General features: G+C 71.1%; 24 protein-coding genes, 1 tRNA gene and 1 riboswitch. Of the genes, 13 read left to right on the top strand and 12 right to left on the bottom strand.

Going from position 1 to position 25,267, the window contains the following annotated elements:
• The first annotated feature begins 71 nt into the window (after positions 1–71).
• The 12 genes from Q0741_RS17240 (at position 72) to Q0741_RS17180 (ending at position 12,137) form a co-directional block, all read left to right on the top strand.
• Positions 72–899, top strand: coding sequence for a symmetrical bis(5'-nucleosyl)-tetraphosphatase (locus Q0741_RS17240; RefSeq protein WP_298234428.1), 828 nt, complete (start codon positions 72–74; stop codon positions 897–899).
• A riboswitch (cobalamin riboswitch) is annotated at positions 896–1,158 on the top strand. Its footprint overlaps the gene before it by 4 nt.
• A 64-nt stretch (positions 1,159–1,222) precedes the next feature.
• Positions 1,223–3,118: a TonB-dependent receptor gene (locus tag Q0741_RS17235; protein ID WP_298234427.1), complete on the top strand. Its 1,896-nt coding sequence runs from the start codon at positions 1,223–1,225 to the stop codon at positions 3,116–3,118.
• 6 nt (positions 3,119–3,124) lie between these two features.
• On the top strand, positions 3,125–4,129 hold the full coding sequence (locus Q0741_RS17230; RefSeq protein WP_367184132.1) for a FecCD family ABC transporter permease: 1,005 nt from the start codon (positions 3,125–3,127) through the stop codon (positions 4,127–4,129).
• The gene (locus Q0741_RS17225; protein ID WP_298234425.1) at positions 4,126–4,902 is read left to right on the top strand and encodes an ABC transporter ATP-binding protein; all 777 of its coding nucleotides are present in this window, start codon (positions 4,126–4,128) and stop codon (positions 4,900–4,902) included. Before Q0741_RS17230 ends, Q0741_RS17225 begins: the two co-directional genes overlap by 4 nt.
• 5 nt (positions 4,903–4,907) lie before the next feature.
• Positions 4,908–5,918: a cobalamin-binding protein gene (locus tag Q0741_RS17220; protein WP_298234424.1), complete on the top strand. Its 1,011-nt coding sequence runs from the start codon at positions 4,908–4,910 to the stop codon at positions 5,916–5,918.
• Between the two features lie 69 nt (positions 5,919–5,987).
• Positions 5,988–6,077, top strand: a tRNA-Ser gene (locus Q0741_RS17215).
• Between the two features lie 155 nt (positions 6,078–6,232).
• On the top strand, positions 6,233–7,513 hold the full coding sequence (locus Q0741_RS17210) for a site-specific integrase (protein ID WP_298234423.1): 1,281 nt from the start codon (positions 6,233–6,235) through the stop codon (positions 7,511–7,513).
• Positions 7,514–7,680: 167 nt separating this feature from the next.
• Positions 7,681–8,358 carry a hypothetical protein gene (locus tag Q0741_RS17205; RefSeq protein WP_298234422.1) on the top strand — a complete coding sequence of 226 codons (678 nt, stop codon included), beginning with the start codon at positions 7,681–7,683 and terminating at the stop codon, positions 8,356–8,358.
• Between the two features lie 109 nt (positions 8,359–8,467).
• A complete protein-coding gene (locus tag Q0741_RS17200; RefSeq protein WP_298234421.1) occupies positions 8,468–8,707 on the top strand; it encodes an AlpA family transcriptional regulator in 240 nt (79 codons plus the stop codon).
• Positions 8,707–9,204 (top strand): helix-turn-helix domain-containing protein, encoded by a 498-nt coding sequence (locus Q0741_RS17195; protein WP_298234420.1) that lies wholly within the window; start codon positions 8,707–8,709, stop codon positions 9,202–9,204. The genes Q0741_RS17200 and Q0741_RS17195 overlap by 1 nt, the downstream gene beginning before the upstream one ends.
• The gene (locus Q0741_RS28905; RefSeq protein ID WP_367184130.1) at positions 9,197–11,263 is read left to right on the top strand and encodes an AAA family ATPase; all 2,067 of its coding nucleotides are present in this window, start codon (positions 9,197–9,199) and stop codon (positions 11,261–11,263) included. Before Q0741_RS17195 ends, Q0741_RS28905 begins: the two co-directional genes overlap by 8 nt.
• Before the next feature lie 523 nt (positions 11,264–11,786).
• Positions 11,787–12,137 carry a hypothetical protein gene (locus tag Q0741_RS17180; RefSeq protein ID WP_298234419.1) on the top strand — a complete coding sequence of 117 codons (351 nt, stop codon included), beginning with the start codon at positions 11,787–11,789 and terminating at the stop codon, positions 12,135–12,137.
• 589 nt (positions 12,138–12,726) lie between these two features.
• On the opposite strand, the gene Q0741_RS17175 is transcribed toward Q0741_RS17180, so the two are convergent.
• The 7 genes from Q0741_RS17175 to Q0741_RS17145 form a co-directional block, all read right to left on the bottom strand.
• Positions 12,727–13,023 (bottom strand): addiction module antidote protein, encoded by a 297-nt coding sequence (locus Q0741_RS17175; RefSeq protein ID WP_298234437.1) that lies wholly within the window; start codon positions 13,021–13,023, stop codon positions 12,727–12,729.
• Positions 13,024–13,050: 27 nt separating this feature from the next.
• Entirely contained in the window at positions 13,051–13,341 is a 291-nt protein-coding gene (locus Q0741_RS17170) for a BrnA antitoxin family protein (RefSeq protein ID WP_298234418.1), read from the bottom strand.
• A gap of 16 nt (positions 13,342–13,357) precedes the next feature.
• Positions 13,358–13,630: a BrnT family toxin gene (locus Q0741_RS17165; RefSeq protein WP_298234417.1), complete on the bottom strand. Its 273-nt coding sequence runs from the start codon at positions 13,628–13,630 to the stop codon at positions 13,358–13,360.
• Between the two features lie 233 nt (positions 13,631–13,863).
• Positions 13,864–14,061: a DUF2283 domain-containing protein gene (locus Q0741_RS17160; RefSeq protein WP_298234416.1), complete on the bottom strand. Its 198-nt coding sequence runs from the start codon at positions 14,059–14,061 to the stop codon at positions 13,864–13,866.
• Between the two features lie 4 nt (positions 14,062–14,065).
• Positions 14,066–14,467 carry a helix-turn-helix domain-containing protein gene (locus Q0741_RS17155; protein ID WP_298234415.1) on the bottom strand — a complete coding sequence of 134 codons (402 nt, stop codon included), beginning with the start codon at positions 14,465–14,467 and terminating at the stop codon, positions 14,066–14,068.
• Complete coding sequence (locus tag Q0741_RS17150) at positions 14,451–14,777, bottom strand: transcriptional regulator (protein ID WP_298234414.1); 327 nt, start codon at positions 14,775–14,777, stop codon at positions 14,451–14,453. Before Q0741_RS17150 ends, Q0741_RS17155 begins: the two co-directional genes overlap by 17 nt.
• A gap of 188 nt (positions 14,778–14,965) precedes the next feature.
• Complete coding sequence (locus Q0741_RS17145) at positions 14,966–18,496, bottom strand: SNF2-related protein (protein ID WP_298234413.1); 3,531 nt, start codon at positions 18,494–18,496, stop codon at positions 14,966–14,968.
• Positions 18,497–18,697: 201 nt separating this feature from the next.
• On the opposite strand from Q0741_RS17145, the gene Q0741_RS17140 reads away from it, so the two are divergent.
• Complete coding sequence (locus Q0741_RS17140) at positions 18,698–18,856, top strand: hypothetical protein (RefSeq protein WP_298234412.1); 159 nt, start codon at positions 18,698–18,700, stop codon at positions 18,854–18,856.
• Between the two features lie 72 nt (positions 18,857–18,928).
• Here Q0741_RS17140 and Q0741_RS17135 read toward each other — a convergent pair whose 3' ends face one another.
• From Q0741_RS17135 to flgJ, 5 genes are all read right to left on the bottom strand, one after another.
• Positions 18,929–21,166, bottom strand: coding sequence for an EAL domain-containing protein (locus tag Q0741_RS17135; RefSeq protein WP_298234411.1), 2,238 nt, complete (start codon positions 21,164–21,166; stop codon positions 18,929–18,931).
• Positions 21,167–21,170: 4 nt separating this feature from the next.
• Complete coding sequence (locus Q0741_RS17130; RefSeq protein ID WP_298234410.1) at positions 21,171–21,566, bottom strand: Hpt domain-containing protein; 396 nt, start codon at positions 21,564–21,566, stop codon at positions 21,171–21,173.
• A 124-nt stretch (positions 21,567–21,690) separates the two neighbouring features.
• Complete coding sequence (gene flgL, locus Q0741_RS17125; protein ID WP_298234409.1) at positions 21,691–22,911, bottom strand: flagellar hook-associated protein FlgL; 1,221 nt, start codon at positions 22,909–22,911, stop codon at positions 21,691–21,693.
• A 79-nt stretch (positions 22,912–22,990) separates the two neighbouring features.
• Positions 22,991–24,718, bottom strand: coding sequence for a flagellar hook-associated protein FlgK (flgK, locus tag Q0741_RS17120; protein ID WP_298234408.1), 1,728 nt, complete (start codon positions 24,716–24,718; stop codon positions 22,991–22,993).
• A 39-nt stretch (positions 24,719–24,757) separates the two neighbouring features.
• A partial coding sequence (flgJ, locus tag Q0741_RS17115; protein WP_298234407.1) for a flagellar assembly peptidoglycan hydrolase FlgJ occupies positions 24,758–25,267 on the bottom strand: 510 nt, incomplete at its 5' end.

Below are 25,267 nucleotides of genomic sequence, written 5' to 3'. Positions count from 1 at the left end.
GCAGGTGCAGCCCGCTTGTCCAGCGCCTGCACCGTGAAGAAGTGGCCGGTGAGCGTAGCAGAATCCCCCGAATGCACTATCTGATTGGCGACCTGCAGGGCTGCTGCGACGCGTTCGACCGGCTGCTGGCCGAGTTGGACTTCTCCCCCTCCCGCGACCGTCTCACGGTGCTGGGCGACCTCGTCAACCGCGGCCCGGCCTCGCTGCGCACGCTGCGGCGGCTGCGCGATCTGGGTGACGCCGCCGACGCGCTGCTGGGCAACCACGACCTGCACCTGCTGGCCGTGGCGCACGGCGTGCGCCCGGAGCACCGCAACGACACCCTGCGCGACATCCTGGAGGCGCCCGAGCGCGAGGCCTGGATCGACTGGGTGCGCCAGCGCCCGCTGGCGCTGCGGCGCGAGGGCTGGCTGTGCGTGCACGCCGGGCTGCCGCCGCAGTGGGACACGGCGCGGACGCTGGCGTTGGCCGACGAGGTGCAGACGATGCTGCGCGGCCCGGACCTGCGGGACTTCCTCACCGTCATGTACGGCAACGAGCCCGCGCGCTGGCGCGAGGACCTGCGCGGCGCCGACCGCTGGCGTTTCGTGATCAACGTGCTCACGCGCGTGCGCTTCGTCGACGCCGACGGCACGCTGGACTTCAAGACCAAGGACGGCGCGCTGCAGGCCCCGCCCGGCCTGGTGCCGTGGTTCGAGGCGCCCGGGCGGCGCAGCGCGGGCGAGCCCGTGGCCTTCGGCCACTGGAGCACGCTGGGGCTGGTGAACCGCCCCGACCTGCTGGCGCTGGACACCGGCTGCGTCTGGGGCGGGCGGCTCACCGCCGTGCGCGTGGACGGCGGCCGGCGCGAGGTGACGCAGGTGGCGTGCCAGCAAGCGCAGGTGCCGGGCCCGGTATGATGCGCGCCGCTTCAGGTGCCTCCGGGTTGTCCCGGGGGTTGAACGGGAAGCAGGTGAAGCGGCACGGCGGGACATGAGTACCCGGCCGAAGCCGTCCAGGCCTGCGCTGCCCCCGCACCGGTAGGCAGGTCAGTTCGCGCATCACGAAGCCACTGCGGGCCGCGCGGTCCGTGGGAAGGCGATGCGAGCGACGCGTGCGGTGTTCTCCACCGCCCGCGGCCTGCGAGCCCGGATACCGGCCTCGAAAGCACCGCCGCCGCGGCCTGGCCGCGGCTTCATGCCACTGCAGCCTGCGGGGACGCTGGCTGCCGGAGACCTGCCTGATGAAGTCCGCTTCCCTTCGGCCCGCCGCGCTGTGCGGCCTGGCCCTGCTCGCCCTGAATCCCATCGCCCGCGCCGCCGAGGCGCTGGCACAGCCCTCCTACGACGTCGCGCAGGCCTCGGTGCCGGTGCATCCGGTGGTGGTGACGGCCACGCGCATTCCGCAGTCTGTGTCCGACGCACTGGCCGACGTGCGCGTGATCGACGCGGAGCAGATCCGCAACGCCGGCAGCATGACCCTGCCTGAGTTGCTGCAGGCCCGGGCGGGCGTGGAGGTGGCCGGCAACGGCGGTCCGGGACAGTTGACCAACGTGTTCGTGCGCGGCACCAACGCCAACCATGTGGTGGTGCTGGTGGACGGCGTGCGGGTCAACTCGGCCTCTGCCGGGACCACGTCGCTGCAACACCTGCCGCTGAGCCAGATCGAGCGCATCGAAGTGCTGCGTGGCCCGGCCAGCAGCCTCTACGGCGCGGACGCCATTGGCGGCGTGATCCAGATCTTCACCCACCAAGGCGAACGCACGACCGCGCGCCTGGCAATGGGCAGCGACCGCACGCGCGAGATTGGCGCAGGCATCGGCCGGCGCCTGGGCAACACCACGCTGTCGCTGGATGCAGGCTACAAGGACACCGACAGCTTCTCGGCCACCAATCCGTCCATCGACCCGCCGGGCACGCCAGCCGCCTGGCAGTTGTTCAATGCCGATCGTGACGCTTCGCGCAACCGCAACATCAGCGCCGGCGTGACGCACGCCTGGTCCAAGGACCAGACGCTGGCGCTCAGGGCCTGGGCCAGCGACACCGATACGCACTTCGACAACGGCCCGGCGACCGACGACGTTGCGCACCAGCGCCTCTCGGGCATGTCGGCGGAAAGCCGCAACCGGCTGGGTGCCCACTGGCTCAGCCTGTTGCGCCTGGCGCGCGGCACCGATGACTACCGCAACGAGGGCAAGGACCCCAGCCGCCTGCGCACCGACCAGGACCAGTTCACGTGGCAGAACGACTTCGCGCTGCCGGTGGGCACCCTGGCGGCCGGCCTCGAATGGCGCCGTGAGCGGGTGGAGGGCGATACGGCCGCGTACCTGCAGACCCGCCGCACGGTCCGCTCGATATTCGGCAGCTATGCCGCCACGTTTGGCGTCCACGGCCTGGAAGCTTCGCTGCGCCACGACGACAACTCGCAGTTCGGTGGCCATGGCACGGGCCGCCTCGCCTACGGCTTCCAGCTCTCTCCGACCTGGCGGGTATCAGCGGCCGCCGGCACGGCGTTCAAGGCCCCGACCTTCAATGACCTGTATCTGCAGTTGCCCTCCTTCCAGTACGCCGGCAATCCCGATCTGCGCCCCGAACGTGCGCGCAGCGTTGAAACCGCGTTGCGCTACGACGATGGCGGGCGGCGCGCCGGCTTGACGCTGTTCCGTAGCAAGGTCAAGGACCTGATCCAGTTCGTTTTCGACCCCGTCACTTTCGATTCCACGGTGGTGAACGTCGGCCAGGCCCGCATCCGCGGCGCGACGCTGGATGCCGGCCATGTCACGGCACTGTGGAATGCACGCGCCGAGTGGACGCTGCAGAGCGCCGAGGATGCCGACACCGGCCGCCGGTTGGCACGCCGCGCGAAGCAGTACGGCACCTTCAGCTTCAACTGGACACCCGGCCCCTGGCGCGCCGGGCTGGAGCTCGTTGGCAGTGGCGATCGTTTCAACGACGCAGGCAACACCACGCGCCTGGGCGGCTACACCTTGCTGAACCTCCACGCCGGTTATGCCCTCACGCCCGAGCTCAGCCTCACGGCCCGTATCAACAACCTGACCGACAAGGACTACACGCTGTCGCAGGGTTTCAACACGCCAGGCCGCAAGCTCTTCGTGGCGCTGGAATACGCGGCCAAGTAAGCAGCCATCCCCATGCTCCGCGCCCTGCGCATCTGGCTGCTGCTGGCACTGCTGGCCGTCGCTGCCCTGGGCGTGGCGCTGGCCAGCGGCAGCAGCGAGATCGCGCTGGCGGAGCTGCCGCGGCTGCTGCTGCACCCCGACGACAGCCCCGCCGCGCAGGTGCTGCACGCGCTGCGGCTGCCGCGCGCGCTGTCCGCCTTCGCCAGCGGCGCGCTGCTGGCGCTGGCCGGGGCGCTGATGCAGGTGCTGCTGCGCAACCCCCTGGCCGATCCCTACGTGCTGGGCACCTCCGGCGGCGCGGCGGTGGGCTCGCTCATCGCGCTCATGCTCGGCGGCGGGCTGCTGACGCTGCAGCTCGGTGCCTTCGCCGGCGCGCTCACCTCCACGCTGCTGCTCTTCGGCCTGGCGCGCCGCGCCTGGCAGCCGCAGCTCGGCGAGAGCGAAGGCAGCGTGCCGCGGCTGCTGCTCACCGGCGTGATGCTGGCGGCGCTGTGGGCCGCCGCGACGCTGCTGCTGCTGACGCTGGTGCCGGAGGCGCAGCTGCGCGGGATGCTGTTCTGGCTCAGCGGCGACCTGGCCGGCGCCGACGCGCCGGGCTGGCCGCTGGCGGCGCTGGCGGGGCTGCTGCTGGCACTGTGGCCGCTGGCGCGTGAATTGAACCTGTTGCTGCGCGGCGCCGCCGGCGCGCAGGCGCTGGGCGTGCGCGTGGCGTGGCTGCAGCGCGCGCTGTACCTGCTGGCCTCGCTGGCCGCGGCGGTGGCGGTGGCGACCGCCGGCGCGGTGGGCTTCGTGGGGCTGGTGGCGCCGCACGCGCTGCGGCTGCTCATCGGCAACGACCAGCGCGTACTGCTGCCGGCCTGCGCCCTGGGCGGCGGCACGCTGCTGCTGCTGGCCGACACCCTGGCGCGTACCGCCGTGGCCCCGCAGCAGTTGCCCGTGGGCGTGGTGATGGCGCTGCTGGGCGCGCCCGCGTTCATCGCGCTGCTGCTGCGCGCGGAGGGGCGACGGTGAGCGCGACGCTGCTGCAGGCCATCGGGCTGACGCTGCGCGCGGGCACGCGCACGCTGGCCGAGGGGCTGGACCTGCGCATCGAACCGGGCCAGTGCTGGGCGCTGCTGGGCCCCAACGGCAGCGGCAAGAGCACGCTGCTGCACACGCTGGCCGGGCTGCGGCCGGCGCAGGGCGGCCAAGTGCTGCTGGAAGGGCTGCCCCTGCAAGCGTGGTCGCCGCTGGAAGCCGCGCGCCGGCGCGGGCTACTGCCGCAGCAGCTGCACGACGCCTTCTCCAGCCCGGTGCTGGAGGTGGTGCTCACCGGCCGCCACCCTCACCTGCCGCGCTGGGGCTGGGAGTCGGAGGACGACCACCGCATCGCCCGCGCCGCGCTGGCGGCGGTGGACCTGCACGGCTTCGAGGCGCGCGACGTGCGCGCGCTCTCCGGCGGCGAACGCCAGCGCGTGGGCATCGCCGCGCTGCTGGCGCAGGCCCCGCGCCTGCTGATGCTCGACGAGGCGCTGGCGCACCTGGACCTGCCGCACCAAGTGGGGCTGCTGGAGCACCTGCGCGCGCTCGCGCAGCGCGAGGGCCATGCCGTGCTGCTGTCCATCCACGACTTCAACCTGGCCCACCGCTTCGCCACGCACGCGCTGCTGCTGGGCCGCGCGGGCATGCCGGCACAGGCCGGGCCGGCGGACGCGGTGATGAGCGCCGAGGCCCTGTCGGCGGCCTTCGGCCATCGCGTGCACCGCGGCCAGGTGCAGGGCCGCACCGTGTTCGTGGCGGACTGAAGGCCATGAGATACGGCATCACGCTTTCGCGCTGGTTTCAGTACGCGGCCGGGCTGCTGGCGCTGGCGGCAGGCTTGGGACTGGGCCTGGCACCGGCCGGAGCGGCTGCCGCCGCGCCCACAGCGGCATCCGTGGCGGCGCAGGCGCCCAAGCCGACAGCACTTCCCGCAGCGCCACCGTCCCCGGACGCGCCGCTGCGCCTGCGCGACGACGAGGGCCACGAATTGTTGCTGCCGCACCCGGCGCGGCGCATCGTGAGCGTGGCGCCGCACCTGACCGAGCTGCTGTTCGCCGCCGGCGCGGGCGACCGGGTGGTGGGCGTGGACGCGTGGAGCGACTTCCCCGCCGCGGCGCGGCGGCTGCCGCGCGTGGGCGACAGCGCGCAGCTGGACCTGGAGCGCATCGTGGCGCTGCGGCCGGACGTGGTGGTGGTGTGGGCCGACGGCACCGCCGCGCGGCAGTTGCAGCGGCTGCAGGCACTGAAGCTGCCGCTGTACTTCAGCCGGCTGCAGCGCCTGGAGGACGTGGCCGCCACGCTGCGCCGCCTGGGCGCGCTGGCCGGCAGCGCGGACGCCGCCGAGGCCGCCGCGCGGCGCTACGAGGGCGAGCTGCAGGCGCTGCGCACGCACTACGCGGGGCGGCGCGAGCTGCGGGTCTTCTATCAGATCTGGCAGCGGCCCCTGCTGACGGTCAACGGCCGCCATTTCATCAGCCAGGCGCTGCAGCTGTGCGGCGGGCGCAACGTCTTCGCCGGCCTGGCCCCGCTCACGCCCACGGTGAGCGAGGAGGCGGTGGTGCAGGCCGATCCGGACGTCATCGCCGCCTCGCGCCAGGACAGCGGCGGCCCCGAGCCGCTGGCGCGCTGGCAGGCGCTGCGCGGCCTGCGCGCCACGCGCCAGGACGCGCTGCTGCTGCTCGATGCCGACACCCTGCACCGCCCCACTGACCGCTTGCTGCAGGGCGCCGGGGAGCTGTGCCGGCGGCTGGATGAAGTGCGAGGCCGCACGCCGCCGTGAGGGACGGCCGCGGTTGATGCGACAATGCGCGCCTTCGCCGGGTGACGCGTCACGCGGCGACAGCATCCAGGAAGCGTGGCCGAGCGGTTTAAGGCACCGGTCTTGAAAACCGGCGAGGGTTGATCCCCTCCGTGGGTTCGAATCCCACCGCTTCCGCCACCCCGGCCCCTCACGATGTTTCACGGCACTGCACTTGCAGCCGTTTTCAGAGGGAGCACTCCAAACTTACCCATCAAAGGCGGCTCAAGCCGTATCATCCAAGCGCACTTGGGTTGATGGGTAGGTTGATGGGTATGGCGCAGGAGGTATGACCGATGCCAAAGCAAGCCGCTGAGTTAGGGCCGCTGGCCGTGTCCCGCCTGACCGAGCCGGGCCTGCACTTCGTCGGTGGCGTCCCCGGCTTGGCGCTGCAGGTGGCCCCGACGGGCGCGCGGACATGGGTGCTGCGCATGACCGTGGGCGGACGGCGCCGTGACATGGGGCTGGGCGGCTTCCCGGCCGTGACGCTGGCGCAGGCGCGCGACGCCGCGCGCGAGGCCCGCGCCAAGGTCAAGGCGGGCACCGACCCCATCGAGGAGGCCCGGGCGGCGCGCTCCAAGCTGCAGGCCGAACGGGCCGCGGCCCTCACCTTCGACCAGTGCGCCACCAAATTTGTGAAGGCCCACGCGCCGGGCTGGAGCAACCCCAAGCACGCCCAGCAGTGGACGAACACGCTGCAGAGCTACGCCTCCCCGGTACTGGGCGAGCTGCTGGTGCGCGACGTGGAGCTGTCGCACGTCCTGGCCGTGCTGGAGCCCATCTGGCACACCAAGACCGAGACGGCCAGCCGCGTGCGCGGGCGAATCGAGCAGGTACTGGACTGGGCCACGGCCCGGGGTTACCGCCAGGGGCTCAACCCGGCGCGCTGGCGCGGGCATCTGGACAAGCTGCTGCCGGCGCCGGCCAAAGTTTCCAAGGTCGAGAACTGTCCGGCGGTGCAGGTAGGGCAGGCCGGCGCCTTCATGTGCGAGCTGAAGCAGCGCGAGGGCATGGGCGCGCGGGCACTGGAGTTTCTGCTGCTTACCGCCGTGCGCTCGCAGAACGTGCGCGCGGCGCGCTGGTCGGAGATCGACCTGGACGCGGCGGTGTGGGAAATCCCGGGCGACGCGGTGGAGGGCGCCAGCAAGCAGCGCATGAAGTCCGGCAAGGCGCACCGCGTGCCGCTGCCGCCCGCGGCGGTGGAGTTGCTGCGCGCCCTGCCTCGCATGGCCGACAACCCGCTGGTGTTCCCGGCCGCGCGCGGCGCCATGCTCAGCGACATGACGCTGAGCGCCGTCATGCGGCGCATGGGCTTCAAGGACAAGGACGGCCGCGTGGCCGTGCCCCACGGCCTGCGCAGCACGTTTCGGGACTGGGCCGCCGAGCGCACCCACTACCCGCGCGAGGTGGCGGAGATGGTCCTGGCGCACGCCGTGGGCGACAAGGTGGAAGCCGCCTACCGGCGCGGCGACCTGTTCGAGAAGCGGCGCCGGCTCATGGACGACTGGGCCGCGTTTCTGTCGCGCGTGGAGCTGCCCGGCGTGGTGGTGCCGCTGCACAGCGCGTCGGCCACCTGACCCTTTTTTCAGCTCACAAAGGCCGCCGATCGGACCGCGAGTCATGCCCCCGGAGTGGCGAACGACTGCCCTACAACCTGGAAACGCACAGCCCGATGCCATCGAAGAAGAACGCCGTACCCGATGCTCCTGCCTCCCCAGGCGCCCAAGACCACCAACGACATGACGTGAAGCGGCCCAGCGACCAGCAGTTGGCTGAGGATCATCAGCAAGCGATCAAGGACCATCTGCAAAAGGTTCTGCAGGACCCGGCAGCAGCGGGCTTCAGCGACGAACACGCGCGGGCCTACGTCCGGTTCATGGACCCCGATGCGGCTCCGCCTGCGCCGGCCGAAGGCGACGCCTACACGCGCGCCTGGGACCTGTGGGAGCGTATTCGCCCCATCGACGAAGAAGCCGATGCACGCCGCATCCGACGGCCCGGCGAGTCCAACCTTGAGATGAGCGACCGGAATGCAAACCTCAAGCGGTTGAAGGATGAGCGCGAAAAGTTGCTGAACGAACTGCAAGCTATTGGCGTGCAACAGCACCCCGAAGAAGCGGGCAACGCCACGGCAGCATCCGCTCCACAAGTTGAGGTTCGCACCATCGTTCACTCCACGACAGCAGAACGCCGGGATGCCCTCCGGCCCGCCATTGAAGAAGCGCAGCGCCGATGCAGGAACTCGGCGGATGTGGCTGAAGTCTGGAACGCGATGCGCACGCTCGCGGACGAGCAATACGGCTCACTTGTTGGAACGCTGCCCGACGGCAGCATCAAGCACAGAGATGGCGTGCTGAAAAGGAAGGCCCTCGCCGAGCGCCTTCGGCGGGAGGGGCGTCAGCGCCCCAGCAATCCACGCTAAGCCACGCCAGTCCACGCTTGGACATGTACGGCTGGCCGCTGCGCCAGCCCGCCAAGACCATTCTGCATCGCCTCATGTCAAGGGGCGTACTGGAATGGAGATAGAGCGCATGTCTGCTCAAGTCAACGACATCGGCGACCTGGCCGACGAAACCTTCGTCCGCGTGGACGCCATCACCAGCGTGCCCGGCAAGCCGGGCCGCTATCCCTTCAGCCCGGCGACGTGGTGGCGCTGGGTCCGGACCAAGAAGGCGCCGCAGCCGGTCAAGCTCGGCCCCGGCATCACGGCCTGGCGCTTGGGCGACCTGCGCGCGTGGGAAGCCCAGCAGGCCGGCAACGGGGGCGCCTGATGAAAAAGGAAAACGCCCACCCCAACGAGAAGCTGAAGGCAGGCGCCGCCGTGGAGGGCAGCGCCATTTTCCCGGGCAGCTTCCCCGTCCGCAAGGCCACCGCCACCGCGGAAGTGCTGATGCGCTTGCTGGACGGCGAGCACCTGACCGGCCTGGACGCCGTGACCAACGCCAACACGACGCGCCTCGCTGCGGTCGTGCACGCCCTCCAGAAGGAGCACGGCTGGAGCATCGAGCGCGCCGAAAAAGCTGCCGGCTGCAGCGACGGCCGCATGGTCTTCGTGACCGAGTACTGGCTGCACCCCCAAGCCATCGCGCGCGCCGAGGAGGCCGGCGCCGTGCACTGGTGTGGCGAGGTCCGTGCCGCCCGTGCGGAGCTGCGCAAGGAGGCTCCCCACGCCCGCGAGCGGGCCACCCGACTCAACACCTCGCGCCGCCAGCGCCAAGCCGACGCCCAGGCGCGCCAGTGCCCGCTGCTCGGGGGTGCCTATGAATAACGTCATCGACCCCAGCCACGCACGCGACGCCCTGTTCGCCATCAACCCCGGTTGCACGCGCGACGAGTGGCACCGCATTGGCCGTGCCGCCATCGCTGCCGGGCTGACGGTGGATGACGTGGACGAGTGGAGCAGCAGCGCCAGCAACTACGCCGGCACCCGCGACGTGCGCGCGGCATTCCGCACCATCAAGCCCGAGGGCGGCACCGGCGCCGGGACGCTGTGGCAGGCCGCCAAGGCCGCCGGCTGGACGCCGCCACGCGACGGAGAGAAGCGCCAGCCCTATCGCCCTGCCCGCGTCGAGAAACCGCGCCAGCAGCGCACTACCGGGCCGCGCGGACCATCGGCTGCTGAAGTGTGGCGCCGCTGCGAGCCGGCGACCGACGCGCATCCGTACCTCATCGCCAAGCAGGGCACGCCCGAGGGCTTGCGCGTGGTGCCCGAGGGCGACCCGCTGACGGTGGCTGGCTTGTCGATGGCCGGCTGCCTCGTGGTGCCGGTGCTCGACGGTGACGGCGTACCGCTGTCGATGCAGTTCATCGCAGCACCCGAGCAGGCCGCGCGCTGGAAGGCCGCCGGCAAGCCCGGAAAGCTGAACCTGCCCGGCGCCGGCATGGGTGACGATGGCCGCTTCGTGGTGGGCGCGCTGGAGCCCGGCGCCGTGGTGTACTTGGTCGAGGGTGTCAGCCAAGGGTGGGCGTGCTGGAAGGCCACGGGCCGCGCCGCTGCGGTGTGCTTCGGGTGGGGCCGCGTGCAGAAGGTGGCGCAGGCGCTGCGCCAGCAAGACCCGACCGCCCGGTTGGTGCTGGTACCCGACGCCGGCAAGGAGGACGACGCCGCGCGCATCGCTGCCGAGCTGGGCGCCGCCGTGGCGAAGATGCCCAAGGGCAGCCCGGCGAACTTCGACGCCTGCGACTTCGCCCTGGCGCACGGCTTCGATGCACTGGAGGCGCTGCTGTCCGAGCCCCAGGAACCGGCCGCGCCGGATGCCGGGGGCGTAGTGCTGGTGTCCGGCGCCGACCTGATGCCCGAGCCGGTGCGCTGGCTCTGGCTTGGCTGGCTGGCGCTGGGGAAGCTGCACATCCTGGCCGGCGCCCCAGGGCAGGGCAAGACGACGATTGCCCTTGCCTTGGCCTCCACGGTAACCACGGGCGGGCGCTGGCCGGATGGCACGCGCTGCCCGGTGGGCAACGTGCTGGTGTGGTCCGGCGAGGACGACCCGGTCGATACCCTGCTGCCGCGCCTGCTGGCCGCTGGTGCCGACCGGGCGCGGGTGTTCTTCGTCACCGGCGCGCGCATCGGTGGGCGGGTGGAGCCCTTTGACCCGGCGCGCGACCTGCCGGCGCTGCAGGCACAAGCGCAGCGCATCGGTGACGTGCGCCTCATCATCGTTGACACGGTGGTGAGCGCCGTCACGGGCGACAGCCACAAGAACACCGAGGTACGCCGCAGCCTGCAGCCGCTGGTGGACATGGCCGCCAGCATGGACGCCGCGCTGCTGGGCATAACGCACTTCTCCAAGGGCGGGCAGGGCCAAGACCCGGCCTCGCGCGTGGTGGGCAGCGTTGCCTTCACGGCGGTGGCCCGCGTGGTGCTGGTGGCCGCCAAGTCGAAGGGCGAGGATGGCGAGGACCGGCGCATCCTCGCGCGCTCCAAGAGCAACATCGGCCCGGATGAAGGCGGGTTCGCCTTCAGCCTGGAGCAGTGCGAGCCGCTGCCCGGCATCCACGCGTCCCGCGTGACCTGGGGAGACGCCGTGGAAGGCACGGCGCGTGAGCTGCTGGCCGAGCCGGAGGACACGGGCGAGCCGCGCGCCGCTTCGGACGATGCCGCCGCCGCGCTGGTGCGCATCCTGGCCGGCGACATCGTGCCGATGCAGGCCGCCGTGGACGCCATGAAGCGCGAGGGCTTCACCGACAAGGTGATTCGCAAGGCACGCGAGCGGCTGGGCGTCATCGTGAAGCGCAGCGGCTTCGGGAAGGAGTTGCGCAGCTACTGGAAGTTGCCGCCCGGGGTGGCGCTGCCGGCCGATGACGAAGCCACCATTCCCCATTCGTGACCACCCTCTGCCATTCCTGCCCAGTCGTGCCCACGCGAAAACGTGGGCATAAATGGGCACAAATGGAGCGCAGGGCAGGAATGGACAGGCAGCAATGAGCCGGCCGGGAAGATGTAGCCGTGATGCCCGCCATCGTGCGCGACCTTGCTGGCTGATGTGCGCCGGCAGGACGACGGGGACCGCGACGTTGAGGGCGTACCCGGCTGGGGGCCTTCTTTGTGGTAGCGGCGCGGGGCGCCTTGGGTTTGGCCTTCATGGTGGAAGGCCGTGACTGTGACGAAATTCATCCTGAACCTGAGGGCGACGGCAGCCAAGCCGGGGCGGCGCCAAACACGTCGCGATTTACACGGCGGTTTACAGGCAGCGGCGGTTTACAGGTACTGGTTTACACGCCAAGCCGCGGGCGCACGCGTCCCCCGAGCTGGTGGGCGTGATGGGCGTCCCGACATGCACGATCCCACTGTGCGCGGTGCGCTGGGCGACAAGGCCCCAGTGGCGGCGAGCAACGAGAAGGGAGCCAGCGATGGCACTGAGCATGACGGCGCTGATGGCGCAGGCGCGCCGGCACTGGACGATGTGGCTGCCGGAGAAGGTCAGGGAACTGAAGGCGGCGGGCGAGTTGGAGTCGGAGCTGCAGGCCGTGGCGAAGATGGCAATGCGGCGAGCCCAGGAGCTGATGCAGCAGGGGTATCGACCCCACGAGGCCGAGGAGGTCGTGCTGGCCGAGTACATCCTGCTGTCGCCGGAACCCGGGGCCGAGGAGGAAGACTGGGAGCGGGAGGAAAACGCCCGGCTGGAAGCGGAGTACCGGGAGGAGATGAGGGCGTTCCTGGCGCCGGACGAGGAGGACGAGACGAGGGACAGGCGCAACTGAGCCTGGAGGGCGCCAGCGCGTCCAACATCCACGCGCGGCGCGTTACCTGGGCTGGGGCAAGCGGGTGGAGGAGCCCGATGCAGCCGGGGCGGCTACTGACACTCCCGGCGCTACGCAAACCGCGGCTGACTCCAGCGACCGCGGCCTGGGAGCGGGCAACGGCAGTATGGGCCGGGGGCGCCTCCACATCGAGGACGTGGCGGGTGGCGGTGCCCGATGCACTCGGGGCGGCCAATGACACCTCGGGGCTACGCAACGGTCGGCTGACTCTAGCGACCGGCCGCTGGGCGCGGACACCGCGACGACAGTATCGGCGCCGGCGAAGACCAGGGCCGTCAATGGCTTGAAAGCACCTCCGGGTCCCATCCCCGGCGCCCCCAAGTCACGGCAACCCTGGCGTCACGATTTTCGGCGATGTGGTGCACACCTTCTGCGGCGTTGCTGCAGGCGCCCAGCACCGCGTCACGCCGCCTTGTGGTGCTCCACCTGCAGCGGCCAAGCGCCGCGCTGGTAGCACGGCCGGCGGGCATGGAATCGCTGGCCCTCAGGGCTTGGCGCCGCCCTCCCCTGCACAGCGCCGGCCCCTGGCTCAACCGTGCGCCGGCTGCGCCGACAGCCTCTCGCCCAGCGCACGGGCCACCTTGAGCACCGTGCCGAACCCGGGGTTGCCACTGGGCGACAGCGCCTTGTACAGGTCTTCACGGGTCAGACCGGTGTCCGCAGCCAACTGCGCCATTCCCTTGGCGCGTGCGGTGTCACCCAGCGCAGCGCGCACGAGGCTGCCGTCGCCCGGGTCCTCGTTGATGCATGCGTTGAGGTAGGCCGCGATGTCGGCCTCGGTGGCGAGATGGTCCGCTGCGTCCCAGCGGGAGAACTTCTCGGCCATGGCGGTGGTTCCCACTCGTCAAAAGTGTCACTTCTGCGGATGCGTTTGCAACCAGTCCCTGAGCGCATCGTTCATGCGCGTCTGCCAGCCCGGACCGCCGGCGCGGAATGCGGCCAGCACGTCCCGGTCCACTCGCAGCGCCACTTGCTCCTTGGTGCCCGAGCCGACAGGACGGCCACGGCGCCGACGTGCCGCCGCCAGCGCGGCCTGCAGCTCCTCGGCCGTGGCGGGCCGGTCGTCCTCGTCCTGGCCGTCCCACACGTAGTCGGCGGACGCAGGCAGCTCGCGCACGGCCTGCTTCACTTCCTCAGGACTCATCGAATTCGTCTTCGAGCTAGGCATCGTAGGTCTCCCGTTCCTCGCGGCTTGCCCTGCGGAAGCTGATGACGCGCGTTGCGCCGTCGCGCTCGGTGTGCACCACCGTCAGCACCGCCAGGAAGCCCAGCGCGTAGGACATCGACCGAATCCGCTCCTCGCCGCCGCGCAGCTCCAGCACGTCCAGCCGGTACCGTGACTCCAGCACCTCGTCTGCATCCGCAAAGTCCAGACCGTGCTTGCGCAGGTTGCTCTGGCGCTTCGCTTCATCCCAGGTCAGCCGCGTGTTCATGCGATTAATTGTAGATGCGTTTAAAGCACTACTGTGCGTGACGCTGGCCGGGGGCTGCAGTGGGCGCTAAACATCCGGGCACTGTGGTGGCGGCTTGGCCTTCACCGTCTCACTCCATCCCACCCCATCGCCATTCTTTTGATGGGTTGGATGATGGGTATGGATGTTTCACGGTCATTTTCCCCTCTGAGCATGGCGGACACCGCTCCGCCAGCCGCCGCGCCCTCTCCTTCTCACACCGCTTTTCGGTGCTCCACCTGTAGCGGCCATGCGCCGCACTCGCGGGCTTCGAGGATCACTGTCTCCACCACCGTGCCGTCGGCGGCGTAGCTGACGTGCGTGCGCCAGTCCTGCGACACCTCGCGCGCGATGGGCTTGTCCGAGAGCCGGATCACCAGCGTGTCGTCGCCCTGGAAGTACGTCAGCTTCACGGCGTCAGTGCTCGATGCCCGCCAGCCGCTGCACCGTGTCGGGGAAGCGCGCCGCGAGCTGCAGCAGCCGCCGCGCCGCGCCGGTGGGCTCCACGCGGCCCTGCTCCCAGTTCTCCAGCGTGCGCCGCGACACGCCCAGCGCCCGCGCGAACTCCGCCTGTGACAACCCCGCGCCCGCGCGCGCGGCCATCAGCTCCCAGCGCGCACCGCTGAGCAGTTCTTCCTTCTCCACCGTGCCGTCGCTGCGCACCACGCGGCGCAGCACTGCGCCGCCGGGCTGGGGCTCGAAGGTGGTTCTGCGTGCCACGCGCCCGGCCTTGAGGTCACGCACCGCGCCCAGCAGTTCCTCGGCGATGTCGCGGTCCGCATCGCGCGCCCGCAGTTGTGCATCAGTCATCCTGCCCATGCTCCAGCTCCTCTCTCAGCGCGGCCAGCACATGCCCCGGAATCGAGTCGCGCACGCTCTTGGCGTAAATCACCAGCATCAGCATCTGCCCGGCCCGGGTGCGCACGTAGTAGCACACGCGCACACCGCCGGACTTGCCGCTGCCAGGGCGCGCCCAACGCAGCTTGCGCACGCCGCCCGAGCCGCGCACCAGCGCGCCGGCATCGGGGTGCTCGCACAAGTAGGTCTGCAGCGCCGCGTACTCGTCGTCATCGAGGTAATCCGCCAGCTTGGCCGCAAAGACGGGTGACTCGATGAACTCGTAGTGCATCGGTCAATTGTACGCTTGCAGCGTATATGACCAGAATGTGCCGACCTGGCTTGGTCAGGCGGCATGTCTCGCTCCATCTCATGCCGTCATTTCGCCTTTGATGGGTTGGATGATGGGTGTGGGTGTTGCACGGTCTTTTTTCCCTCTGCGCATGGCAGACACCGCTCCGCCAGCCCTCCGGCTTGCGCCTATCCCAACCTGAACAGCGCCTTCAGCTCCGCCGTCGGCAGCTGGCCGATCCAGGTTTCGCCGCTGCCCACCGTCATCTCGGCCAGCTCGCGCTTGGCGCGGATCATCTCGTTGATGCGCTCCTCGAAGGTGCCGCGCGTGATGAAGCGGTGCACCTGCACCTTGCGCTGCTGGCCGATGCGGTAGGCCCGGTCGGTGGCCTGCGCTTCCACCGCCGGGTTCCACCACAGGTCGAAATGCACCACGTGATTGGCCGCCGTGAGGTTCAGCCCCGTGCCGCCGGCCTTGAGCGAGAGCAGGAACACGCGCTGCCCGGGCTCCTCCTGGAAACGCTCCACCATGCGGTCGCGCCCGGCGCGGGAGACGCCGCCATGCAGGAACAGCGGCTCCCGCCCATGCCTCGCGTGCAGCATGCGCGCGAGCAATTCGCCCATCTCGCGGAACTGCGTGAACACCAGCGCCTTCTCGCGCGCCGCGCCGATCTCGTCGAGCAGATCCAGCAGCCGCTCGGCCTTGCCCGAGGCCGCCGGGTCGGCGGCGCCCTGCTTGAGGTAGTGCGCCGGGTGGTTGCACACCTGCTTGAGCGCCAGGATCAGCTGCAGCACCAGGCCCTGGCGCTCGAAGGTGTCGGACTGCCCGGCAATGGCCGCCATCCCCTCGCGCACCACGCTCTCGTACAGCGCGGCCTGCGCCTTGGACAGCGTGCAGAACTGGTCCTGCTCCACCTTGTCGGGCAGGTCACTGATGATGGACTTGTCGGACTTGAGCCGGCGCAGCAGGAACGGCGCCATCACCCGGCGCAGCCGCTCGGCCGCCGCGGCGTCGCGATGGGTCTGGATCGGCGTGGCGTACTCGCGCGCGAAATGCGTGGGCCCGCCCAGGTAGCCACGCTGGGCGAAGTCCATGATCGACCAGTACTCCAGCAGCCGGTTCTCCACCGGCGTGCCGCTCATGGCCACGTGGCTCTGCGCCGGGATGGCCCTGACGGCCTTGGACTGCGCGGCGCCGGGGTTCTTGATGTTCTGCGCCTCGTCGATCACCACGATGCGCCAGGACAGCGCCTTGAGCGCCGCCGCCTCGCTGCGCGCCACGCCGTAGGTCGTCAGCAGCACGTCGGGCCGCTCCCGCGCCAGCTCGCGCTTGGCGCCGTGGAAAACGGCCACGCTCAGGTCCGGCGTGAAGCGCGCCGCCTCCTTCTGCCAGTTGGTCAACAGGCTGGTGGGCACGATCACCAGCGCCCGGCCTTCCCGCAGCGCGCCGTCCTGCTTGAGCCGTAGCAGCAACGCCAGCACCTGCAGCGTCTTGCCTAAACCCATGTCGTCGGCGATCACGCTGCCCAGGCCCAGCCGGACGTTGCGCCACAGCCAGGCGTAGCCGCGCTGCTGGTAAGGCCGCAGCGTGGCCTGCAGCCCCGCGGGCAGCGGGACCTCGTCCTCGCGCCTGAGCCGCTCGACGAGCCGGGCCGCGGCCGGGTTCAGCCCGACCGGGGCACCGTCGATCTCGCCGGCCAGCGCGGCACGCAGCAGCGTGGCGCCGTCGCTCTGCCGGGGCTGGGCCAGGCGCGCCCGCAACGACGCGAGCTCGGCCGCGTCGAGCAGCACGTACTGGCCGCGGAACTTCACCACGCCGCCGGCCTTGCCGAGCAGGCGCTCGAACTCGGCGGCGCTGACGAGCTCGTCGCCGATGGCCACCTTCCACTCGAAGGACAGCAGCGAGTCCATGTTCAGCAGGCCCGATCCGGCGCCGGCACCGGCGGCGGCCTTGACCTGCATCGACAGCCGGGGCCGCAGCAGCCGCTCCAGCGCTCGCGGCATCAAGGTGCGGATGCCCATCAGGCGCAGCGCCGGCAGCGTGACCGACAGCAGCGCCGGCAGCTCCTCGGTGCTCACCGGCAGGGCCCGCCGGGCGCCCTTGCGCACGTAGTCGTGCAACGGCGGATGGAACTCGGCCAGCATCGCCACCGTCCTGAGCACGCCCATGCGCTGCGGGAACGCGGGCTGCGCGATCACCTGGGCCAGCGGCACCGGCGCCTCCAGCGTCGAGTGCTCGTCGGCCACGGCCAGCGACAGGCTGAACCCATCGCCGCGCGCGGCCTCGTCCAGCCGCAGCACCGGCACGTGGCGCCGGCGCGCCAGGTGCAGCCGCGCGAGCCAGGCATGGACACTGCCGGCCAGCGCGCCCTCGCCCGGGCCGTCGACGCGCACCTGGCCCGGGCCGAAGAACAGGCTCCACGCCTTGCCGTCGCCCACCTTCGCGGGCGGGCCCAGGTCCGCGGCCAGCAGGCGCAGGTACAGGTCGACCAGCGCGCACAGCAGCACGCGCGCCTGCGCCCGCGCGGCCAGCGGCACCCAGCGCCGGTTCAGCCGGCGCTGCACCAGCCCCGGCGGCAAGGCCGACGCGGCCTGCGCCACCAGGCCGCGCACGGTCGCATCCAGCTCCGCCGCGCACCAGCGCAGGCCCAGCGTCCGGGCATCCACGGTGTAGACCTGCGGCACCACGGCGCCACGGGCCAGCAGGTGCAGCGCCAGCAGGTTCAGCGTGTGCACGGCGGCGAAGTCCGGCCCCAGATCCGGCAGGTCTTCGGAGCGCACGGCCGCCAGCGCCGCCAGCAGCCCCGGCAGCGTGTCCAGCGCCCGGCCGTCCAGCGTCGCGCCCGCAACTTCCAGCCCGGCCTGGGCGTCCGCCCTCAGGCGCAGCGCCCCTTCGGGCAGGGGCACCGCCTCGCCGCCGGTATCCGCGGCCAGGGCGGGCGCATCGAGCTGGCGCTGCGCCGCGCGCGCGATGCGCGCAACCGTCATGTGCGCCAGCTCGCGGAAGTCCCCTCCGCGGTGGAACACCGGCTGCGCCGGCAGCAGCCGCCACAGCGGCTCGCACAGCTCGGGCACGGCTGTGAAGTCGATGCGCTCCAGCGCCTGCGGGTCGTGGGTCGGCTCGGGTGACGCCGATTCGGGATCGTCCTCGAACAGCGCCAGCGCGCCGTCGGGCAGCGCGCGCTCGGCCTCGGCATCGACCGCCACGCCCTGCCGGCCCAGCAGCGTCTGCAGGTCGATGCCGCGCAGCTTGAATACCAGATAGGGGTCGGCATCGATCTCGCGGCTGAGCAGGTAGATCGCCGCCGCCAGGTGTTTGCAGGGCACGGCCCAGTCCGGGCAGGAGCACTGCATCCGCAAGTCCTTCCAGCGCTGCGGAAACACCTGGATGCCCAGCGCCTTGGCCTCCTTCAGTACTTCAGGGTCCAGCTCGCGGTTGAGCAGCCGCGCGATCAGGCCCGGATCGCCCGCCAGCCGCTCGGCCAACCGGGCGGCATCGGCGGCGCCGACTTGCGGCACGTGGATGTCCACCACGTAGGGCTTCGGGCGCGAGCCCTGCACGTGGGCCCGGATGTGGCCCTCGTGCACCTCCAGGTCTCGCACCGCACCGCGGTTGGCATAGGTGCGACCGCGCGGCAGGCGGTTGTCGAAGTCGATCTGCGCCAGCGCCTGCAGCCACTGCGCGCCCCACCAGGTGTGGCCGTACGACACGCGGCTCATGAAAGATGCTCCCTCATCGATTCTCCTTGTCCGTTCTTTTGCCCCCGGCCTCGGCCGTGCATGTTTCACGCCTTCGTGCGACGCAACGTGCCGAAGCGGCGCAACCATGGCGGCACGGTGTCAACGCCCTTCCCTTACAACGATTTACATGCCACATTGGGCTCGATGCCGGACGCAACCGGCGTCGGGAAGGACCGGACCATGAAGCACCCACACCCGCACCTGCCCCCGACCACGCAGACCGCAGTACGGCGCCGCGTCCGCGCTCATGACGACCCTGCCGTCACCTTCGTGATGTGGCTCTACCTGGCCGTGCTGTTGATGCCGCTGGCGCGGCTGCTGTGGCAGCTGGCCGGTTGAAGCGCCGAGCGGAGCCGGGTTGATCCCGGCTCCGCTGCCCGGCTGGGGGCCGCCGCGGCGGCCCGGTGCGGCTCAGCTGGCCGCGGCCTGCGGCGGGCCCTCGTCGTTGGCGCCCAGCACGCCCATCCACGCCGCCTTGCCGGTGAGCACCGTGTGCTGCAGCCAGCGCTCCAGTTCGCCGGCCAGGCACGGGCGGCTGAACAGGTAGCCCTGCATGATGCTGCAGCCCAGGCGGTTGAGCACTTCCATCTGGCGCAGCGTCTCCACGCCCTCGGCCACCACGCGCAGCTTGAGCGTGCGCGCCAACGCGATGATGGCCGTCACCACCGCCGAGCTCTGCGGCGTGATGCCCAGGTCGCGGATGAAGCTGCGATCGATCTTGAGCTCCGAGATCGGCAACGTCGTCAGGTACGCCAGCGAGGAATAGCCGGTGCCGAAATCGTCGATGGCGATCTGCACCCCGATCTCGTTGAGCCGGTGCAGCGAGGGAATGACCTCCTGCAGGTCCTTCATCAGCCCCGTCTCGGTGATCTCCAGCTGGATGGCCTCGGTCTTGACGCCGTACTCGCCCACCGCGCGCTCGATGTGCTGCACCAGGTCCGAGCGCTCGAAGAGCCGGTTGGGCAGGTTCACGGCGATGGCGTCGGTGAAGCCGAAGTTCAGCTCCCAGCGCTTGGCCTGGCGCGCCGCCTCGTGCAGCGCCCATTCCGACATCGGCACGATCAGCCCCGTCTCCTCCGCCAGCGGGATGAACTCCGCCGGCGACACCAGCGTGCGTCCGCGCTGCCAGCGCATGAGCGCTTCCACACCCACCATCTGCGCGCTGCGCACGTCCACCTTGGGCTGGTAGTACATCACCAGCTCGTCGCGCTCGATGGCCTTGTGCAGCGCGCTCTCCAGCTCCAGCTTCTCGCGCCCGCGCCCGGCCAGCATCGGGCTGTAGCTCGACGCCGCGTTGCGCCCCTGCGCCTTGACCGCGTACATGGCCACGTCGGAGTTGCGCATCAGGTCGGCCACCGTGGCGCCGTCGCGCGGGTACAGCGCGATGCCGACGCTGGCGGTGACGAAGCACTCCTGGCCGCCCACGAAGATGGGCTCGCGCATCACCTCCAGGATGCGGTCGGCCACGCGCTGCGCGTCGGTCTCGTCCAGCACCTCCGGCAGCAGCGCGATGAACTCGTCGCCACCGAGCCGCCCCACGGCCTCCAGCAGGCGGTGCGAGCGTGAGCCCACCGCCTCCAGCGTGCCCTCCTGCACCGCGTCGCAGTGGCGCACGCAGGCCTTGAGCCGCCGGCCCACCTCCACCAGCAGCTCGTCGCCGGCGGAGTGGCCCAGGGTGTCGTTGATGATCTTGAAACGGTCCAGGTCGATCAGCAGCAGCGCCGCCGCATGGCCCAGGCGGCGGCCATGCTCGATGGCCCGGTCGGCGCGCCACAGCAGCTGGCGCCGGTTGGGCAGCCCGGTGAGCGCGTCGAAGTTGGCGAGGTGGCGGATCTTGTCCTCGGCCTGCCGCCGGTCCGTCACGTCCTGCACGATGCCGGTGTAGCCGGTCTGCACCGCGTGCTCGTTGAACTCGGGCTCGGCCTCGATGTGCAGCACGCGGTGGCGCCCATCGGGCAGCGTCACCGGCACGTCGGTGGCCAGCACCGCGCCGTGCGCGAGCGCGTCGCGCAGCAGCTGCAGCAGCCCGGCGCGGTCGGCGCGCTCGGCCAGGCGCAGCAGCTGGTACAGGCCCGGGCGGTCGCCGGCGGCGTAGCCGAACACGCGCAGCCCCTCGGGCGACAGCAGCAGCACGCCAGGATGGCCGTCCACCGGGTGGCGCCAGTCGAAGCTGCCCATGCGCGCGATGTCCTGCGCGCGCGCCAGCCGCGCCTGGCTGCGTTCGAGCTCGCGCCGCGTGCGCGCGCTGCGCAGCAGGTACTGCAGCCGCCCGGCCAGCAGGCTCCACTGCGAGCTCTTGACGTAGAAATCGGTGGCGCCGGCCTGGTAGGCGCGGGCGATGGAGGCGTCGTCGTTGAGCCCGGTGAGCATGAGCACGGGCATGTGCTCGAAGCCCGGGGTGGCACGCAACCGGCGGCAGGTCTCGAAGCCATCGACCTCGGGCATCAGCGCGTCCAGCACCACGATGTCGAAGGCGGCCTCGGCCAGCAGCTGCAGCGCCTGCGCGCCGCCGTCGGCCTCCGTGACGGCAAAGCCGCGCTGGCGCAGTGCCGCGCCCGTGAGCATGAGCTGCACCTTGTCGTCGTCCACCAGCAGCACCTTGGGCTGCTCGGGACCATCGTCCGCGCCCAGCGGCAGGGGCAGATTCATCGGCTCAGGCCGCGGGCAACAGCGGCTGCAGCGTGGACAGCAGCTGCCGGCATTCGGTTTCGAGGTCGTCGAGCAGCGGCTGCAGGCCGTCGCTGCGCTGCTCGCGCAGCCGCTGCTCGGCATCGGCGCACAGCTGCGATAGCCGCAGGGCGCCCACGCTCATCGAGGACGACTTGAGCGTGTGCGCCACCATGCGCTGCGCTTCCAGGTCTCCAGCCGTGCGCGCGGTCACGAGCTGCTCCAGCAGCCGGCGCGTGGAGCCATCGAAGGTGCGCAGCACCTTGGGCAACAGGCCGTGGCGGCCGCCGGGATCGAGCTCGTTGAGCCGCTGCAGGGCCTCGGCATCCAGCGGCGGGCTCAGCGCGGCCAGCAGGGCCTGCGAGGGGTCTTGGTCGGTCATGTCGGACGCTTGCTTGGACGTTGCCTGCATTCTGCCCCGCGAAACGGGGGAGCAGGCAACGCCGCCGCCTGGCCGGCATTAAAGCGAGTCGGCCTTTGCCCGGCGCCTCCTGGTGCCGGCCGCGTCAGCCGATGTGGTTGAAGATCGAGAGCTTCTGCACCATCGAGTAGGTCTTGAGCGCGATGTCGTAGTTGGTGCTCTGCAGCTGCAGCTCCGCCAGCGCCGCCACCGGGTCCAGGTCCTCGGCCTCGCTGCGCACCACCTGTGCCTGGTACTTGGCCGCGTCGTTGCGCACCTCGACCTGGTCGATGTGCACCAGCGCCTCGCCCACGCGGCTGCGCAGCGCGCTCAGCACGTCGGATGAGCGGCTGATGCCGGCCAGTCCGTCCTGAATCGTCTGCGACAGCTGCGCGCTGGTGCGCCCCGGCGTGCGCAGCTCCTGGATGGCCTTGTCCAGCGTCTCGAACACGTTGTGCTGAGGCTGCGACAGCCGCACTTCGAACACGTCGCCGTCCGCGGGCAGCCCGCCGATGGAGAAGCTCATGCCGTCGAACTCCACCGCCTTGGCCGTGCTGCCGCCGGCCCACGGCTTGTCCGTCGCATCGGGCATCGGCAGGGTGTCCTTGAACACGGTATAGGTCAGCGCGCCGCTGGCGGTGCTGAACTGCACCTTGTAGTTCGGCGGCGGCGAGGTTTGGTCGAAGAACGTCTTCGGGTCGGTGACGCGGCCGCCGTCCGAGTACGCCGTGGTGCTGTTGGTGTTGGTGGTCTTGAAGAAGCCGTTGCCGTCGGCCGCGTTGACCCAGGCCGCGGCACCGTCCAGCGTCAGCGGCAGCGCCTCGGCGCCCGCGGTGGCCTGCTCCCCGCGGTCGCCCTTGAAGGAGACCTTGCCCGCGCCGTCCATCATGAACGGCGGTGTGCTCGCACCCTGGCCGCCGAAGATGTAGTTGCCCGAGCCGTCCTCGCGGTTGGCTAGCACCAGCAGTTGGTCGCGCAGGTTCTGCAGCGTCTGCGCCACCGTGGCACGGTTGGCGTCGTCGAAGGCGCCGTTGCCCGCGCTCATCAATGCCGTGTAGGCATCTGTCAGCAGCTCGCCGGCGTTGCCCAGTGTCGATTCCGCCTGCGTCATGGCGTTGCGGCTGGCCTGCAGCGAGCGCTGCTGCGCCTCGCTGCTGGCGATCTGTCCACGCGCCCGCTCCGCGCGCGCCGCCGCGACCGGATCATCGCTGGCGCGCAGCACGCGCTTCTGGGCGCCGATGTGCTCCTGCGTCTCGTGCAGCTTTTGTTGCCGCTCCTGCAGGTTGGAGACGCTCTTCTGGAAGGCGGCAGCGGTGGTAATCCTCATGGGCGGCTCCTGGCGGCACGCGGGCCGTGGTGCGGTAGGTTTTGTTCAGTCGGGATCGTCATGCTGGGCGGGCGGCACATCAGCGGCCGGAAGTGGCTTCCAGCAGCGTGTCGAAGACCGACTGCGCCACCTGCAGCACCTTGGCCGCAGCCTGGTAGCTCTTCTGGAAGGCCAGCAGCTTCGCGCCCTCCTCGTCGAGGTCCACGCCGCTCTGGGCATCGCGCCGCACCAGCGCGTCGGTGGCCACGCTGGAGGAGATGTCGCTGGCCATCTGGGCCGACTGCACGCGCGTGCCCACGCCGGACAGCGCGCTGGCATAGGCGTTGACGAAGGTGGAGCCGCCGCTGGTGCCCGAGGCGCTCCAGCTGCGTCCCACCAGGGCCTCGCTGGCCAGCGCCGCCAGCGCCTTGGCGTTGCCGTTGCTGGTGCCCGGGGTCGTGGCCGTGGCCGGCGCCGCCGCAGCCACGCCCTTGGGGTCGATCAGCACGCGCTCGATCCGGGCGGCGGCCTGGCCCACGGGCTGCAGCAGGAAGCGGTCGCCCGGGGCGGGGGCGCCGCCCAGCTGCAGCGTGAATCCGGGGTGGAAGTCATCGCCGGAGGCACGCTTGAAGGTGGCGCCGCCATCGGCGCTGGAGAACTGCTCGCCGTCGCTGCCGCGCGTCATCAGCCAGGTGCCGCCGGGCTGGGCCTCCAGCGTGTACTCCTCGGCTTCCAGCAGCGAGGCGTCCGTGATGTGGATTTCCACGTTGGTGAGCGTGTTGCCCTGGGCCGGCAACGCCTTGAGCTTCCCGTCGAGGGACTGCGCGACGAAGTCGGTGAACATGGGCGCTCCCGCCGCGGGCGGGTTGCCCAGGTCCAGGCCAAGGGCCTGTTGCTGGTTGGTGCGCGCGGCCAGCGCCAGGGCCATCTGGCCCAGCGCGTTGCGCGCGGCCACCAGGTCGTCGTTCTGGAAGCGCAGCAGCGCCCCCACCGAGCCGCCGCCCTCCAGCAGTGCGCTGTCGAGCCGGCGCACGCTGCCATCGGCCTCGCGCAGCGCCACCGTGGCGCGCGAGGGGTCCAGCCTGTCGCCTGCCACCTCCAGCTTCTGCGCCTTCCCGCCCAGCACCAGGCTCTGACCGCCGGCGGCGAACACGCTCAGCGCACCGTCGTCCGAGGCCAGGGTGGTGACCTGCAGGAAGCCGCTGAGCTGGTGCACCAGCTGGTCGCGGCGGTCGAGCAGTTCGCTGGACGGCTGGCCCAGCGCCTGCTGGCGCACGATCTCGTCGTTGAGCTGCGCCAGGTTGCCGGTCAGGCCGTTGATGCTGTCCACCGAGGTGCGCAGCTCCGCCACCACGCCCGACTGCAGCGACTCCAGGTGCTGGCCCGCGCTGGAGAAGCGCTGCGCCAGCTCGCCCGCGCGCGACAGCACCGACTGCCGAGCGGCCGTGTCGCCGGGGGCGCCGGCCAGGTCCGACAGTGCAGAGAAGAAGTTGCTCGCCGCCGCGCCCACGCCCGAGTCGCCGGTGGCGAAGGCGCTTTCCAGCTGCGACAGCAGCCCCAAGCGCGTGCTGTCGAAGGAGGCCTGCGAATTCGCCGTGGCCGCCTCGCGCGTGAGGAAGGCGTCGTGCGCGCGCGTGATGCTGCCCACCGTCACGCCGCTGCCCACGAAGCCCGAGCCCAGGGGCTGCCCGGCCGTGGTGCGCAGGTTGGCCTGCTGCCGCGAATACCCCTCGACGCTGGCGTTGGCGATGTTGTTACTGGTGGTCTGCAGCGCGGCGTAGTTGGCGCTCATCGCGCGCGCGCCCACGGACAACAGGGAGAAGGCCATGACGAGCTTCCGGTAGGTGTTGATTCTTCTGGTGCGGCTTCAGGTCAGCGTGCGCTGCAGCCGCAGGGTGGTGTCGATGACGCGGCCGAGCTTCTCGGCGTAGGCCGGGTCGGTGGCGTAGCCGGCGCGCTGCAGGCCCTGCGCGAAGCCGTGCGCGCTGCCGCCGTTGGCCACGACGCCGGCGTAGCGCGGGCTGTTCTTGATCAGCCGGGCGTAGTCGGCGAAGGACTCCTGCGGGCTGGCGTAGGCGCGGAAGCGCTGCACGACCTGGCGCGGCTGGCCGCTGAAGTACTCGGTGGTGAGCACCTCGGCCACCGGGCCCTTCCAGTTCGGCCCGGCCTTGATGCCGAAGAGGTTGTGCGAGGGACTGCCGTCGGCCATGCGGATGTCGCGCCGGCCCCAGCCGGTCTCGTGCGCGGCCTGCGCGATCATGAACGCCGCCGGGATGCCGGTGACAGCCTCGGCCTCGCGCGCGGCCGCCTGGTGCGCGGCCACGAATGCCTGCGCCTGGCCGCCGCCGCGTGCCGCAGCGGCGCCGCCCTCCGCCGG

Source organism: uncultured Azohydromonas sp. (assembly GCF_937926365.1).
GTDB lineage: Bacteria > Pseudomonadota > Gammaproteobacteria > Burkholderiales > Burkholderiaceae_C > Azohydromonas.
This window is presented reverse-complemented; position numbering and strand designations above follow the sequence as displayed.